The sequence below is a fragment of the Paracoccus sediminis genome (assembly GCF_900188295.1).
In the GTDB taxonomy this organism is placed as follows: Bacteria; Pseudomonadota; Alphaproteobacteria; order Rhodobacterales; family Rhodobacteraceae; genus Paracoccus; species Paracoccus sediminis.
Genome location: NZ_FZNM01000005.1, coordinates 1 through 14,297, shown reverse-complemented (window position 1 = coordinate 14,297; position 14,297 = coordinate 1). Strand labels below are relative to the sequence as shown.

Here is a 14,297-nt window from a genome sequence, read left to right as displayed (position 1 = left end):
GGCGCCCTCATTCGTCATAGGTGACGGTCACGCGGTCGGTCAGCGGATAGGCCTGGCAGGACAGCACATATCCCGCCCGCACCTCGTAATCCTCGAGAGCGTGGTTCACGGCCATCTCGACCTCGCCCTCCAGCACCTTGCAGCGGCAGGTGGAACAGACGCCCGCCTTGCAGGAATAGGGAGCGTCCAGGGTGTTGGCGATGGCGGCGTCCAGGATCGTCTGCCCTTGGCGCGGCATGGCAAAGCTGCGGGTGGCGCCGTCCAGCGTGACGGTCGCCTGCGTGCCCTCGCCGCCCTCGGCCGCCTTCGACACCGGCCGGGCCTTGGCGCGGCCCGGCTGGCCGCTGGCGAACAGCTCGAACCGGATCTGGTCGTCGCGCAGGCCATGGTCTCGCAGCGACTGGGCCACGGTCAGCATCATCGGCTCGGGGCCGCAGATGAAGGCGGCATCGACCGACCGGGGGTCGATCCAGCGGTCGAACAGCGCGGTCATCTTGGCGGCGTCGATGCGGCCGGTGAACAGGTCGATCTCTTGCGCCTCGCTTTCCAGCACATGCAGGACCGAAAAGCGGCCAAGATACAGGTTTTTCAGATCCTCAAGCTCCTCGCGGAACATGATGCTGCTGATCTGGCGGTTGGCATAGACCAGGGTAAAGCGCGATTTCGGTTCGCGCCGCAGCACCGTCTTGACGATGGACAGGACCGGCGTGATCCCCGATCCGGCGGCAAAGCCCACGTAATGCCGCGCCGTGTCCGGGTCCAAGGGAATCGAGAACTTGCCCATCGGCGGCATCGCCTCGATCATGTCGCCCGGCGCCAGGTTTTCGTTGGCCCAGGTGGAAAAGGCCCCGCCATCGACGCGCTTGATGCCGACTTGCAGGCAGCCGTCATCGACGCCCGCGCAGATCGAATAGGACCGGCGCAACTCCTCTCCGTCAAAGGCGCGGCGGAAGGTCAGGTATTGCCCTTGGGTGAAATCGAACAGGGCGCGGTCCTGATCGCGGGGCGCCAGGGTCACGACCACCGCATCGCGGGTTTCGCGACGCACGTCGGTGACGGTCAGGGGCAGAAAGCGTGCCATCGGGGTCTTCCTTGGGCGTCAGTGGGGGCGTGCCGTCAGATGCACTTGAAATAGTCAAAGGGTTCCAGGCAGTCGGCGCAGCGCCAGCTGGCCTTGCAGGGGGTCGAGCCGAACTGGCTGACCTTTTGCGTATGGGTCGATCCGCAGCGCGGGCATTGGATGGTCAGGTTGCCGCCCATCAGGCGCGACACCCGGCCCGCCAGCACCCCGTCCGCGGCCGTGCCATCGACCGGGGGCGCGATGCCATAGGCGCGCAGCTTGTCGCGCCCTTCGGCGGTGATCCAGTCGGTCGTCCAGGCGGGGGCAAGCTGGCGTTTCAGTTCCAGCTTTTCGATCCCGTGGGACCGCAGCGCGGTTTCGATGTCCAGGTTGATGATGCCGGTCGCGGGGCAGCCGGAATAGGTGGGCGTCACCGTGACGACCAGGGTATCGCCCCGCCATTGAACATCGCGGATGATGCCCAGGTCGGTCAGGCTGATGACCGGGATTTCCGGGTCCGGCACCTGCGACAGCCAGTCCCAGATCAGGTCGGTACGGGGCAGCGCCGTGGCGGGCATGGCGTCACCACCGGGCGCCGGGATAGGCGCGTTGCAGGAACTGCATCTCGGCCAGGATATAGCCCAGATGTTCGGTGTGGATGCCTTTCTTGCCGCCCTTGTGGTGCCAGCCATCGGCGGGACGGGCCAGCGTCGCCTCGTCCAGGACCGCCGCGACCGTCCGGTCCCAGGCATCCTTCAGCGATGACGGCAGCGGCGCGATCCCGGAATCGGCCATGGCCTGGTCCACGGCGTCGTCCAGGAACATCTCGCCGGTATAGGACCACAGCCGGTTCAGCGCGTCCTGCATCCGGCGGTGGCTTTCATCCGTGCCGTCGCCCAGCCGGATCACCAGATCGGCAGAGCGTTCCAGGTGATAGGCGACCTCCTTCTCGGCCTTGGCGGCAATGTCCGCGATGCGGCTGTCCGACGATGCCTTCAGCGCCCGCAGCAGTTCGACATGAAAGGCGTCGAACAGGAACTGCCGCATCAGCGTGACGCCGAAATCGCCGTTGGGCAGTTCCACCAGCAGCAGGTTGCGGAACGCGCCCGCGTCGCGCAGATAGGCAAATGCGTCGGCATCGCGGCCGCGGCCCTCGACCTCGGCCGCAAGGCCCAGCCACAACCGGCACTGGCCGATCAGGTCAAGCGCCTGATTGGCAATCGCGATGTCCTCCTCCAACGCGGGGCCATGGCCGCACCATTCGGACAGGCGGTGGCCCAGGATCAGGCCGTTGTCGCCCATCCGTTGCAGCCATTCCACCAGGGCGTCCTGTCCGGCATCGGGGGCGGGCACCTGGACGTGGCCGCTGTCGGCCAGGGCCTGACCGGCAAGCGCCGTCAGGTTCGGCGTGGTCATGTCGGGCAGCGAGGGCATCACATGTGACCTATTTCATCGGGGATGTCGTAGAAGGTCGGATGGCGATAGACCTTGCTGTTCGACGGATCATACAGCGGCCCCTTTTCCGACGGGCTGGAGGCCGTGATGTCGTTCGACCTTACCACCCAAATCGACACGCCCTCGTTGCGGCGGGTATAGACGTCGCGGGCGTTGCGGATCGCCATTTCGGCATCGGGCGCGTGCAGGCTGCCGACGTGGCGATGGTTCAGGCCGTGCTGGCCCCGGATGAAGATTTCCCAAAGCGGCCATTCGCCGGACATGTCGTTTCCTCCCAAAAGCTGCGGGGACGTGGCTGGGCGGGCAGGGATGCCCGGTTATTCGGCGGCGTGGCGGGCGGCGCGTGCGCGTTCGCCGGCCTTGGCGGCGTGCGCCATCAGCCCGTCGCGGAACCAGGCGCCGTCCTCCCACGCCTTCACCCGTGCGCCCAGGCGTTCGGCGTTGCAGGGACCGTTCCCGGCGATGACGGCGAAGAATTCCGACCAGTCGGGTTCGCTGAAATCATGGCCGCCCTTGTCCTCGTTCCATGCCAGGTCCGGGTCGGGGACGGTCAGGCCCAGGTATTCGGCCTGCGGCACGGTCTGGTCCACGAATTTCTGGCGCAGTTCGTCGTTGGTGTTCATCTTGATCTTCCACGCCATCGATTGCGCGGAATGGACGGAATCCTTGTCGGACGGCCCGAACATCATCAGCGCCGGATACCAGAACCGGTTGAGCGCGTCCTGGGCCATCGCCTTTTGTTCCGGGGTGCCCGCGCACATCCTCATCATGATGTCGTAACCCTGCCGCTGGTGGAACGACTCCTCCTTGCAGATGCGGACCATGGCGCGGGCATAGGGACCATAGGACGTGCGCTGCAAGGGCACCTGGTTCATGATCGCCGCGCCGTCGACCAGCCAGCCGACCGCACCCATGTCGGCCCAGGTCAGCGTCGGATAGTTGAAGATCGACGAATATTTCATCTTGCCGGAATGCAGCGCCTCCAGCAATTCGTCGCGCGACACGCCCAGGGTTTCGGCGGCGCAATACAGATACAGGCCATGGCCCGCCTCGTCCTGGACCTTGGCCAGCAGGATCGCCTTGCGTTCCAGCGTGGGGGCGCGGGTGATCCAGTTGCCTTCGGGCAGTTGCCCCACGATCTCGCTGTGCGCGTGCTGGCCGATCTGGCGGATCAGCGTCTTGCGATAGCCGTCGGGCATCCATTCCTTGGGCTCGATCTTCTCGTTCCGGTCGATGCGGTCCTGGAAGGCGGTTTCGTCGGGCGTCATGTCCTTGCGGGCCTTGGACCCTTCGGATGTGACCATCTGTGCATACATGGCAGTTTCCCTTCAGACGCGTTCGACGATGATGGCGATGCCCTGGCCCACGCCCACGCACATGGTGCAAAGCGCGTATCGCCCGCCGGTGCGGATCAACTGATACATCGCCGTGGTCACAAGCCGGGCGCCGGACATGCCCAGGGGATGACCGATGGCGATGGCCCCGCCATTCGGGTTCACGCGCGGGTCGTCGTCGGCAAGTCCCAGGTCACGCAGCACGGCCAGCCCCTGTGCGGCAAAGGCTTCGTTCAATTCTATCACATCCATGGCGTCCAGCGACAGGCCCGCGCGCGCCAGAACCTTGCGCACCGCGGGCACCGGGCCGATGCCCATGATGCGGGGTTCCACGCCCGCCGCGGCCATCGCGACGATGCGGGCCTTGGGCGTCAGGCCCTGGGCGCGGGCCGCATCCTTGGACAGGATCGCCAGGGCCGCGGCCCCGTCGTTCACGCCGGACGCGTTGCCCGCCGTCACCGTCAGGTCGGGGCCGTTCACGCCGCGCAGCTTTGCCAGGGTTTCGGCGGTCGTGCCGGGCCGGGGGTGTTCGTCGGTGTCGAAGACCACCGGGTCGCCCCTTTTCTGCGGCACATGGACCGGAATGATCTCGTCCCGGAACAGGCCCGCCGCCTGGGCCGCGGCCCAGCGGTCCTGCGACCGGGCCGCAAAGGCGTCCTGGTCGGCCCGGCTGATGCCGAAGTCGGCGGCGACGTTGTCGGCGGTTTCGGGCATGGAATGGGTGCCGAACGCCTTTTTCAGCGCCGGGTTCGGAAAGCGCCAGCCGATCGTGGTGTCATAAACCGCGTTCGACCGCGAGAATGCGGTTTCCGCCTTGGGCATCACGAAAGGCGCGCGGGTCATGGATTCCACGCCCCCCGCGACCATGAAATCGCAATCGCCCGCCCGGATCGCGCGCGCCGCCATGCCGATGGCGTCCATGCCCGATCCGCACAGCCGGTTGACCGTGGTGCCCGGCACGCCCACCGGCATTCCGGCCAGCAGCACAGCCATGCGCGCGACATCGCGGTTGTCCTCTCCGGCCTGGTTGGCGCATCCCAGGATCACGTCGTCCACGGCGGACCAGTCCGCGCCGGGATTGCGGCCCATCAACGCCTTCAGCGGCAGGGCGGCCAGATCGTCGGCGCGGATCGTGGCAAGCGCGCCGCCGTAACGGCCGACCGGCGTGCGGATCGCGTCGCAGATGAAGGCATCAGGCATGCAAGACCCCCGGAATGTGCAGAAGACGCCGATGATTCTCCCAATTCATCGACCGATTGGTCAGCTTATAGCAGACGATACATTACATCGCAAAGAAAAATATGCGATGTTTTGTAATGTTTCAGCCAAGCGCGGTCAGACGCGCCTGCGTCCGTGGGGTGGTCCGGGGCAAGGGGCCGTCTTCGCCTTCCATCACGCGGGCGATATGCGCCTCGGCCAGGGGGGACAGTGCGATGTAGAGGCTGCGGAACAGGGCCTGCGCCATCGTCCCCGGCCAGTCGGACGGCAAGGCTGCGGCAGGCAGGCCAGGATCGCGCAGCAGGACGCCGCGATACTGATGGACCAGCAGCAGCCGGGCGGTCAGGGCGTCCTCGGGTGAAAGCGCAAGGTCATCGGCCAGCGGGCGGAAACGGTCCAGCACGACGCGATAGCCGTCGGCCAAGGTCTCCAGATCCCAGAAACCCGCCAACTGCGGCACGTGTTCCAGCCCCGCCACGGGCGAGGCCACCAGAACCAGCCCGCCCGCATCGGGCAAACCGTTCCGCGCCGGGCACAGCCACAGGTCGCCCCCCATCCGGGCCATGCGGTGCCGCCGGGCCAGATCCTCGGGCATGTCGGGGGCCAGCATCACCAGCCAGTCGCCCGACGGTTCGGTTCGCGCATACAGCAGCCGCGCCGCATCCGCGAATTCGGCGCGCGCGGCGGGGGCCAGGCGGTAAAAGCTGCGCCGCCCGACCCGCGTGCCCTCCAGCCGATCCGCCGCGACCAGGCGCGATACGGCGGTGCGCACCAGGTTCTCGCGGATGCCGATGCGGGCGCAGATCGCGATCAGGCTGCCGATCCACAACACCTCGCCGCGCGGCACCACGACATCGCCATAGACGGTGACGATGAAGGATCCGGCGGTGATGGGCAGATCGGCGGTCAGTCGCGGGATCAGGTCGGTCTGGCTCATCGGCGGATCCGGGCATGGGGTGCCACCGGGGTAGGGGCAGCGCCGCCCGATGTCAAACGGCCGAGGGTTCGTGAAGAAACAGCACCTCGCGCATGGCGATGCGTTGATGCGCGCGCATGATGCTGCCCGCCAGGGGCCCGTCGCGGACGCCGATCGCGTCGACCAGGGCCTGATGTTCCCGCATCGACCGTTCCTGCCGGTCGGCATGGGCCAGTTGAACATGGCGCAGGGGCGCCAGGCGATGCCGCAGCCCGCAGGCCAGCCGGGCCAGTTCGCCATTGCGCGACATGCGGCACACCCTGTCGTGAAAATCCAGGTTCAGCTGCGGATATTCCGGGGGCGCCGCAACCTCCATCCGCCGCAGGGCGTCTTCCAGCCGGCGCAGGTCGGACGCCCGCGCGCGCTGGGCGGCAAGGGTGGCGCACAGCGCCTCGATTTCCGCCAGGGCTTCGAAAAGATCCAGCAAGGTCTTGGGGTCAGATGTCACGATCGTCCAATATCCAGAAAAATCCGCCATGCTTTGCGCTTGGCTTGCCTATGCCCCAAACGTATAGGCAGACGCAGATAAAATATCAGGGAACCGTCATGTCGTTGCGCAAGGCCGAGGCCGTCCTGGCCCGCTTCGGGTTCGACCGCTACATGCTGCTGCTGATCCTCAGCGTGGTGCTGGCAACCATCCTGCCTGCGCGGGGCGCGGGGGCCGCGATCCTGTCCCAGTTGACCTATTGGGTGATCGCGCTTCTGTTCTTTCTGTATGGCGCCAAGCTGACCACGGCCACCATCGTTGCGGGGCTGACCAACTGGCGGCTGCAACTGTCGGTGCTGGCGCTGACATTCGTGTTGTTCCCGGTGCTGGCCCTGGCGCTGAAGCCCCTGTCGATGATCTGGCTGCCGGCCGCCATCGGGGTGGGGTTCCTGTATATCGGCTGCATGCCGTCCACTGTGCAAAGCTCCATCGCGTTCACGGCGGTGTCGCGGGGCAATGTCGCGGGGGCGGTCTGCGCGGCCTCGATCTCGAACCTGATCGGGGTGGTCCTGTCGCCCCTGCTGTTCGCGGCGCTGATCCCGCAGGGCACGGGCTTCGGGGTCGAGCCTGCGGCGATCTGGAAGATCGTCCAGCAGATCGTGCTGCCCTTCGCCTTGGGCCAGGTGTGCCGCCCGCTGCTGGCGGGCTGGCTTGCCCGGTACAGGAAACCCGTGATGATCGTGGACCGGGGGTCGATCCTGATGATCGTCTATGCGGCGTTTTCGGCGGGCGTGGTCAACGGCATCTGGCAGGTGATGTCGGTCGGATCGCTGGCGGTGCTGGTTGCCCTGTGCCTGGTCCTGCTGGCGGCGGTGATGGGCGCGGCGATGCTGGCGGCGCGCATGGCGCGGATGGATCATGCCGATATGATGGCGCTGCTGTATTGCGGATCGACGAAAAGCCTGGCGACCGGCCTGCCGATGGCGGGGATCCTGTTCGCGGGGCAGGACATTTCGCTGATAATCCTGCCCCTGATGCTGTTCCATCTGGCGCAGTTGGCCGTCTGCGCGATCATTGCGCAGCGGATGATGGGCCGGTTGGACGTGCAGGCCGCCCGATGACCGACGCGCCCCTGATCGCCGTCATCGCCACGGGCGGCACCATCGCCAGCCAACGCAATCCCGACGGGTCCAGCACGCCCAGCCTGGACGGGCAGGCCCTGTTGGCGCGGCTGGACGGTCCGCCCCCGGTCCGACTGCGCCCGGTCGATCTGATGGCGCGGGATTCCGCGACCCTGACGCTGGCCGACATGCAGGCGATCAGCGATGCGGCCGGCGCCGAACTGGCGCGCGGGGCGGCAGGCATCGTGATCCTGCACGGCACCGACGCGATGGAAGAAACCGCCCTGCTGCTGGCCTTGCAGCATTCCGACGCCCCGGTGGTCCTGACCGGCGCACAGTTCACCGACGATCATCCGCAGGCGGACGGCCCGGCGAACATGGCCGCCGCGGTCCGCGCGGTCCTGGGGGGCAAGGGGGTGCGGGTGGCCTTTGGCGGGCGGCTGCTTCCCGCCTGGGGTCTGGTCAAGTCGGCGACCGACAGCGCCGATGCCTTTCGGCTGGCGGTGGACATGGCGCCGCCGCCCGTGACGCTGACCGCCCCGGTGGGCGGCGTCCGCGTCGATACGGTCGCGATCCACCCCGGCGCGGAGGGCACGCATGTCGATGCCAGTCTGGCTGCGGGCGCGCAGGGGATCGTGCTGGCCGCGCTTGGGTCCGGGAATGCCACGCCCGCGGTGGTCGCCGCCGTGGCGCGTGCTCGGGCAGCGGGGGTGCCCGTCGTCGTGTCCAGCCGGGTTCTGACAGGACGGCTTGCCGCAAGCTATGGCGGCGGGGGTGGGGGGCACGATCTGGCGGGGGCCGGGGCGATCCTGTCGCCGGTGCTGCGCCCCGGTCAGGCCCGCGTGCTGCTGGCGGCGCTGATCGCGGCGGGGCAGGTGGACCGGGCCGCGGCGCTGTTCGGTTAGGTCTGCCCGTTTCCTGGGCATCGGGCGCCGTGGCAGCCTTCCGGGCATTGCGCAGGCCGCCGTGTCCGTGCAACCAGAATCCATGTCGAAACGCCTTCTCATCGTCGTCGTCGAACCCGACAGCGCCCGCGCGCAGCCCATTGCCGAAGGGCTGCGCGAGGCGGGAGACCACGACGTCCGCATCATCGCCGAACAGTCGGGGCTGGCCCGGCAGGTGGCCGATCTGCGTCCCGATGTGGTGCTGATCGATATCGCCAATCCGTCTCGCGACGTTCTGGAGGAACTGGCCTTGGCCTCCGGCCCCTCGGAACGCCCGGTGGCGATGTTCGTGGACCGGTCGGACGAGGGGATGACGCGCGCCGCCATCGAGGCCGGGATTTCCGCCTATGTGGTGGACGGGCTGCGGCCCGAACGGATCAAGCCGATCCTGGACGCGGCCATCGCGCGGTTCCACATCTTCCAGCAGATGCGCGCCGAACTGGCCGCCACCCGCGCCGCGTTGGAGGAACGCAAGATCATCGACCGCGCCAAGGCGGTTTTGATGAAGGCGCGCGGCATCGACGAGGAAGCGGCCTATGCCCTGCTGCGCAAGACCGCGATGGACGGGGGCAAGCGCGTGGGCGACATCGCGCAGCAGCTGGTCATGGCGGCGGGGCTGCTGGGCCGATGACCGTGCTGCGCCTGGGCTATGTGCCGCTGATCGACGCTGCGCCGCTGATCGTCGCGCAGGAACTGGGCTTTGCCGCCGAGGAGGGGCTGACCCTGGATTTGATCCGCCTGGGCGCCTGGGCACAGGCGCGCGACATGCTGGGCGCGGGGCTGATCGACGCGGCGCACATGCTGGTGCCGATGCCGGTCGCGCAGGCGCTTGGGCTTGGCCCCGCGCTGCCGCCGATGGACCTGGTGATGGTGCTGTCCCAGGGCGGACAGGCCGTCGCGGTCAATCGCGATCTGGAACACCGGCTGCGGGCGGCAGGCCACGGTTTCGCCTTCGACGATGCCCGCGCTGCGGGGACCGCCCTGCGCGCGGTCGTGGCGGGCAGGCTGCGGGTGGGGGTGCCGTTCCATTTTTCCACCCAGGCCGAATTGATGCGCCACTGGCTGACCGCCTGCGGCTTTGCGCCCGCCGATCTGGATCTGATTACCGTGCCGCCGCCGCTGATGGCCGACGCGATGGCGCGGGGCGATGTCGATGCCTTCTGCGTAGGAGAACCCTGGGCCAGCTTTGCCGTCGAACGCGGGCTGGCGGCCCTGCTGCTGCCGGGCACGGCGATCTGGGCCGCGCCGCCGGAAAAGGGCCTGGTGCTGCTGCGCGATGTCGCCGACCGCCAACCGGCCGAGACCGGCGCCCTGATGCGCGCCGTCTGGCGGGCCGGACGATGGCTGGACGATCCTGACCACCGGGGAACGGCGGCGGAAATCCTGTCGCGCGGCGCCTGTCTGGATCTGCCGCCGGAACTGGCTGAACGGGGGCTGACCGGGCGCATGGCGATCTCGGCCCGTGGCGAGCTGCGCGAGGCGCCGCGCTTCATCACCTTCAACGCGGGCGCCGCCAGCTTTCCGTGGAAAAGCCTGGCCGCGCTGTTTGCGCGCGGCATGGCGGGGCGGCATGGGCTGGACCCCGACGCGGCCATGGACCGCGCCGCGCCGCATTTCCGCACCGACCTGTACCGCCGGCATCTGCGCCCCGCGGGCACGCCGCTGCCTGGCGCATCGATGCGTGTAGAAGGCGCCCTGGCCGAGGATCGCAGCGTCGCCGCCGAACGCGGCGGCATGACATTGCGCGCGGACGGATTTTTCGACGGCTTCACCTTCGATCCCGCCGCGCCTGCGTCCGGCGACTGACCGAACGCCGCGCCAACAGGCGTCTTGCCGCCTTGCGCCGGAACGGATCGCCTGCGCGATGGTTGATCCCTGCAATCCCCGCCGCACGCCAAGGATCGATCATGCAGCCACCCGTTCGCTATGCGCCCGATGTCGAAACCGTCGCCCCGGACGAGGAGCAGGTCATCCGGGATCTGTCCGAAACGCTGCGCGACATTCTGGACATCACCTCGCGAGATTACGGCCATGCCGTCCGCGCGGTCCACGCCAAGAGCCACGGAATCATCCGGGGGGAACTGGACATCCTTCCCGACCTGCCGCCGGAACTGGCGCAGGGGCTGTTCGCGCGGCCCGGTCGTCATCCGGCGATCCTTCGCATCTCGACCAATCCGGGCGATCTGCTGCATGACGGGGTGTCGGTCCCGCGCGGGCTGGCGCTGAAGATCATGGGGGCCAAGGGCGACCGGCTGGACGGCGCCGAGGGCGAGACCCAGGACTTCATCTTCGTCAACGGCCCGGTGTTTCCCGCCCCCGACCCGGCAGCCTTCCTGAAGAACCTCAGGCTGCTGGCCAAGACGACCGACCGCGCGGAATGGGCCAAGCGCGGCCTGTCGGCCGTGCTGCGGGGCGCGGAACGGATCGTCGAGGCGGTGGGCGGCGAAAGCGGCACGCTGAAGACCCTGGGCGGCGCGCCGAACGTGCACCCCCTGGGCGAGACCTATTACACCCAGACGCCGTTCCGCTTTGGCGATCATGTTGCCAAGCTGTCCCTGCGGCCCGAATCCGACACGCTGACCCGCCACACCGGCGCCATCATCGATACGCGGGGCCGCCCGGACGCCATCCGCGAAACCGTCGATGCCGACATGCGGGCGGGCGACGCCGTCTGGACCCTGCGGGCGCAGCTGTGCCGCGATCTTGAAACGATGCCGGTCGAGGATCCGACGGTGCAATGGGACGAGGCCGCCAGCCCGTTTCTGGCCGTGGCCCGCCTTTACGCCCCGGCCCAGCCGGGCTGGAGCCGGGACAGCGCCGATCTGGTGGACGAACACATGCGCTTTTCCGTCTGGACCGGGTTGCGGGCGCATCGCCCGCTGGGGGCAATCAACCGCGCGCGGCGCGACCCCTATCGCATGTCCGCCGACTTCCGGGCCGGTTTCAACCGCTGTCCCATCCACGAACCCGCCGCCGCCGAACCGCGAAAGGGCATGGCATGACCGACGAGCGCGACCAGGATCCGACAACCCCTTTCTACGATCATCCCACCGGCGGCTGGGGATCGCTGAAAAGCGTCCTGCGGCAGGCCAGCCGAAACCGCATCGGCATCGGCGTGATGGAAACCTTGCGCCGCCAGAACAAGCCGCGCGGGCATATGTGCACGTCCTGCGCCTGGGCAAAACCGCCATCCCCGCATCTGGCCGAATTCTGCGAGAACGGCGCCAAGGCCACCATCTGGGATCTGACCCGCGACCGCTGCACCCCCGACTTTTTCGCCCGTCACACCATCACCGAACTGCGGTCCTGGCCCGATCACGATCTGGAGGCCGTGGGCCGGCTGACCCATCCGATGCGCTTTGACGCGGCAAGCGACCGTTATGTCGCAACGACCTGGGACGACGCCTTTGCGGCCATCGGCGCGGCGCTGCGGGCGATGGATCCCAGGGCGGCGGTCTTTTACGCGTCGGGGCGCGCCAGCCTCGAGACGTCCTATCTCTATGCCCTGCTGGCCCGGCTTTACGGCACCAACAATCTGCCCGACAGTTCCAACATGTGCCATGAAACCACCAGCGTGGCGTTGAAGCGGACCATCGGCGCGCCGGTCGGCACCTGCGTTCTGGACGATTTCGAACACTGCGACCTGATGCTGTTCTTTGGCCAGAACACCGGCAGCAACAGCCCCCGGTTCCTGCATCCGATCCAGCAGGCGGTCAAGCGCGGGTGCCGGATCGTCACCTTCAACCCCATCCGCGAACGCGGTCTGGTCGAATTCATGAACCCGCAGAACCCGGCCGAGATGCTGACCGGCCGGGCCACGCCGATTTCCGACATCTATCTGCAAGTTCGGCCCGGCGGCGACATCGCGGCCATCGCCGGTCTGTGCAAGCACCTGCTGGACCGCGACGCCGTGGATCATGGTTTTGTCGCCCAGCATTGCCACGACTTTGCCCGGTTCGAATCCTGGATCAGGGATTTGTCCTGGGACGACATCGAGACCGTATCGGGCCTGGACCGCGCCGACCTGATCCAGGTGGCCGACCTTTATGCCCGGTCGCGCAACGTGATCGGCGTCTATGGCATGGGTCTGACCCAGCATGTCCACGGTGGGGACAGCGTGGCCATGCTGGTCAATCTGCTGCTGATGCGCGGCAACATCGGCCGGACCGGGGCGGGGATTTGCCCGGTGCGCGGCCATTCCAACGTCCAGGGACAGCGCACGGTCGGGATTTCCGAAAAGCCCGAACTCGTGCCCTTGGACAAGCTTGCAGAAATGTTCGGCTTCGATCCGCCCCGCGACACCGGGATGACCACGATCGAGGTCGTACAGGGCGTGATCGACGGCACGGTCAAGGGATTCGTCAGCCTGGGCGGAAATTTCGCCCGCGCGATACCGGATCAGGGGCGGGCCGATCCGGCATGGGCCGGGCTGGACCTGAACGTGCAGATCGCCACGAAACTGAACCGCTCGCATGTGCTGGTGGGCGACGGGGCGTGGCTGCTGCCCTGCCTGGTGCGGGCCGAACGCGACCAGCAGAAATCGGGCCGGCAGGCGGTCACGATGGAAGACAGCCTCAGCCATATCCACGCCTCGATCGGCAAGCGGCCCCCGGCGTCGCGGCATCTGCTGTCCGAGCCGGCCATCGTCGCGGGCATTGCCAAGACGACCCTGTCGCCCAGCCCCTTGGTCCGCTGGGACGACTGGATCGCCGATTATGACCGCATCCGCGATCTGATCGAACAGACCTATCCCGATCAGTTCGCCGATTTCAACGGCCGCATGTTCGAAGCCGGAGGGTTCTATCGCGGCAATTCCGCGCGCGAACGGAATTGGGAAACCGACAGCGGCAAGGCCGAATTCAGCTGTCCCGCCAGCCTGTCCGCGGTTGGCGGCGAACCGGATACCGGCGTGCATACGCTGGTCACGCTGCGGTCCAATGACCAATTCAACACCACCATCTATGACTACCACGACCGTCTGCGGGGTCTTGAGGGGGATCGGATGATCGTCCTGATTTCCCGGACGGACATGGCGCGCGCGGGGCTGACCGAAGGTCAGCGGGTGACGCTGGTATCGGCCGTGCAGGACGGCATTTCCCGCCGGGTCGACGGGTTCACGGTCACGCCCTATGACCTGCCGCCCGGCTGCGTCGCCGCCTATTATCCCGAGGCCAACCCCCTTGTCCCGCTGTCCTGTCACGATCAGGCGTCCAAGACGCCTGCCTACAAGGGCGCGCCCATACGGATCGAGGCCTGAGACAGGCCCCGCGGTGACCGGCGGTCACGGCGGGGTTCCGGTTCATTCATCACGGAACGGAATCCGTCCGTGCCCATCGATTCACGGTTGTCATTGGACCTGCGGCCGTTGCGGGTGCACACTGCGCATCATGGCGACCCGACCAGACAACGTTCTTCTGGACCGCATCGATCCGCACCGCAACATGGCGCGGTTCTATCGGCTGGACATCGTGCCGGACCTGTTCGGCGGCGTCGTTCTGGTGCGCAACTGGGGCCGTATCGGCAGGCGCGGCCAAGAGCGATGCCAATGGTTCGCGGAACCCGCCGACGCCGTGCGGGAACAGGCCGCCTGGATAAGGCGCAAGACCCGCCGCGGATACGAGGAGGTAGACGTTCCATAACTCTGGTTATCAAAATATCCAGGAATGTCGGGTGGATTCACAAACGAAGTGCAAATGCCAAAGTAATACAGGTATTTGCATTGAGGTTGACGAATGGCTTCCCACTACCAGCACCTGAGCTTT

At 67.4% G+C, this 14,297-nt stretch carries 15 protein-coding genes; 7 read left to right on the top strand and 8 right to left on the bottom strand.

The genetic code is table 11. The annotated features are described in order from the left end of the window. Positions 1 to 7: 7 nt before the first annotated feature. From paaE to CHB77_RS08905, 8 genes are all read right to left on the bottom strand, one after another. Positions 8 to 1,081, bottom strand: a complete 1,074-nt coding sequence (paaE, locus tag CHB77_RS08940; protein WP_089387871.1) for a 1,2-phenylacetyl-CoA epoxidase subunit PaaE — start codon at positions 1,079 to 1,081, stop codon at positions 8 to 10. 35 nt (positions 1,082 to 1,116) lie between these two features. Beyond that, on the bottom strand, positions 1,117 to 1,638 hold the full coding sequence (paaD, locus tag CHB77_RS08935) for a 1,2-phenylacetyl-CoA epoxidase subunit PaaD (RefSeq protein ID WP_089387870.1): 522 nt from the start codon (positions 1,636 to 1,638) through the stop codon (positions 1,117 to 1,119). 4 nt (positions 1,639 to 1,642) lie between these two features. Beyond that, on the bottom strand, positions 1,643 to 2,494 hold the full coding sequence (gene paaC, locus CHB77_RS08930) for a 1,2-phenylacetyl-CoA epoxidase subunit PaaC (RefSeq protein WP_089387869.1): 852 nt from the start codon (positions 2,492 to 2,494) through the stop codon (positions 1,643 to 1,645). Then, the gene (gene paaB, locus CHB77_RS08925; protein WP_089387868.1) at positions 2,494 to 2,778 is read right to left on the bottom strand and encodes a 1,2-phenylacetyl-CoA epoxidase subunit PaaB; all 285 of its coding nucleotides are present in this window, start codon (positions 2,776 to 2,778) and stop codon (positions 2,494 to 2,496) included. Before paaB ends, paaC begins: the two co-directional genes overlap by 1 nt. A gap of 54 nt (positions 2,779 to 2,832) precedes the next feature. Next, positions 2,833 to 3,831: a 1,2-phenylacetyl-CoA epoxidase subunit PaaA gene (gene paaA / locus CHB77_RS08920; protein ID WP_089387867.1), complete on the bottom strand. Its 999-nt coding sequence runs from the start codon at positions 3,829 to 3,831 to the stop codon at positions 2,833 to 2,835. Positions 3,832 to 3,843: 12 nt separating this feature from the next. Beyond that, on the bottom strand, positions 3,844 to 5,049 hold the full coding sequence (pcaF, locus tag CHB77_RS08915; RefSeq protein ID WP_089387866.1) for a 3-oxoadipyl-CoA thiolase: 1,206 nt from the start codon (positions 5,047 to 5,049) through the stop codon (positions 3,844 to 3,846). A gap of 121 nt (positions 5,050 to 5,170) precedes the next feature. Then, the gene (locus CHB77_RS08910) at positions 5,171 to 6,004 is read right to left on the bottom strand and encodes a PaaX family transcriptional regulator C-terminal domain-containing protein (protein WP_089387865.1); all 834 of its coding nucleotides are present in this window, start codon (positions 6,002 to 6,004) and stop codon (positions 5,171 to 5,173) included. 52 nt (positions 6,005 to 6,056) lie between these two features. Then, positions 6,057 to 6,491: a GntR family transcriptional regulator gene (locus CHB77_RS08905; RefSeq protein WP_165456245.1), complete on the bottom strand. Its 435-nt coding sequence runs from the start codon at positions 6,489 to 6,491 to the stop codon at positions 6,057 to 6,059. Between the two features lie 98 nt (positions 6,492 to 6,589). On the opposite strand from CHB77_RS08905, the gene CHB77_RS08900 reads away from it, so the two are divergent. From CHB77_RS08900 to CHB77_RS08870, 7 genes are all read left to right on the top strand, one after another. Continuing rightward, complete coding sequence (locus CHB77_RS08900) at positions 6,590 to 7,591, top strand: bile acid:sodium symporter family protein (RefSeq protein ID WP_089387863.1); 1,002 nt, start codon at positions 6,590 to 6,592, stop codon at positions 7,589 to 7,591. Then, positions 7,588 to 8,496 carry an asparaginase domain-containing protein gene (locus tag CHB77_RS08895; protein WP_089387862.1) on the top strand — a complete coding sequence of 303 codons (909 nt, stop codon included), beginning with the start codon at positions 7,588 to 7,590 and terminating at the stop codon, positions 8,494 to 8,496. Before CHB77_RS08900 ends, CHB77_RS08895 begins: the two co-directional genes overlap by 4 nt. An 82-nt stretch (positions 8,497 to 8,578) precedes the next feature. Further along, the gene (locus CHB77_RS08890) at positions 8,579 to 9,166 is read left to right on the top strand and encodes an ANTAR domain-containing response regulator (RefSeq protein WP_089387861.1); all 588 of its coding nucleotides are present in this window, start codon (positions 8,579 to 8,581) and stop codon (positions 9,164 to 9,166) included. After that, complete coding sequence (locus CHB77_RS08885; RefSeq protein ID WP_089387860.1) at positions 9,163 to 10,341, top strand: ABC transporter substrate-binding protein; 1,179 nt, start codon at positions 9,163 to 9,165, stop codon at positions 10,339 to 10,341. Before CHB77_RS08890 ends, CHB77_RS08885 begins: the two co-directional genes overlap by 4 nt. Before the next feature lie 101 nt (positions 10,342 to 10,442). Beyond that, entirely contained in the window at positions 10,443 to 11,537 is a 1,095-nt protein-coding gene (locus tag CHB77_RS08880) for a catalase family protein (protein ID WP_089387859.1), read from the top strand. Further along, on the top strand, positions 11,534 to 13,792 hold the full coding sequence (locus tag CHB77_RS08875) for an FdhF/YdeP family oxidoreductase (RefSeq protein ID WP_089387858.1): 2,259 nt from the start codon (positions 11,534 to 11,536) through the stop codon (positions 13,790 to 13,792). The genes CHB77_RS08880 and CHB77_RS08875 overlap by 4 nt, the downstream gene beginning before the upstream one ends. 130 nt (positions 13,793 to 13,922) lie before the next feature. Continuing rightward, positions 13,923 to 14,174 carry a WGR domain-containing protein gene (locus tag CHB77_RS08870; RefSeq protein ID WP_089387857.1) on the top strand — a complete coding sequence of 84 codons (252 nt, stop codon included), beginning with the start codon at positions 13,923 to 13,925 and terminating at the stop codon, positions 14,172 to 14,174. Positions 14,175 to 14,297: the final 123 nt, after the last annotated feature.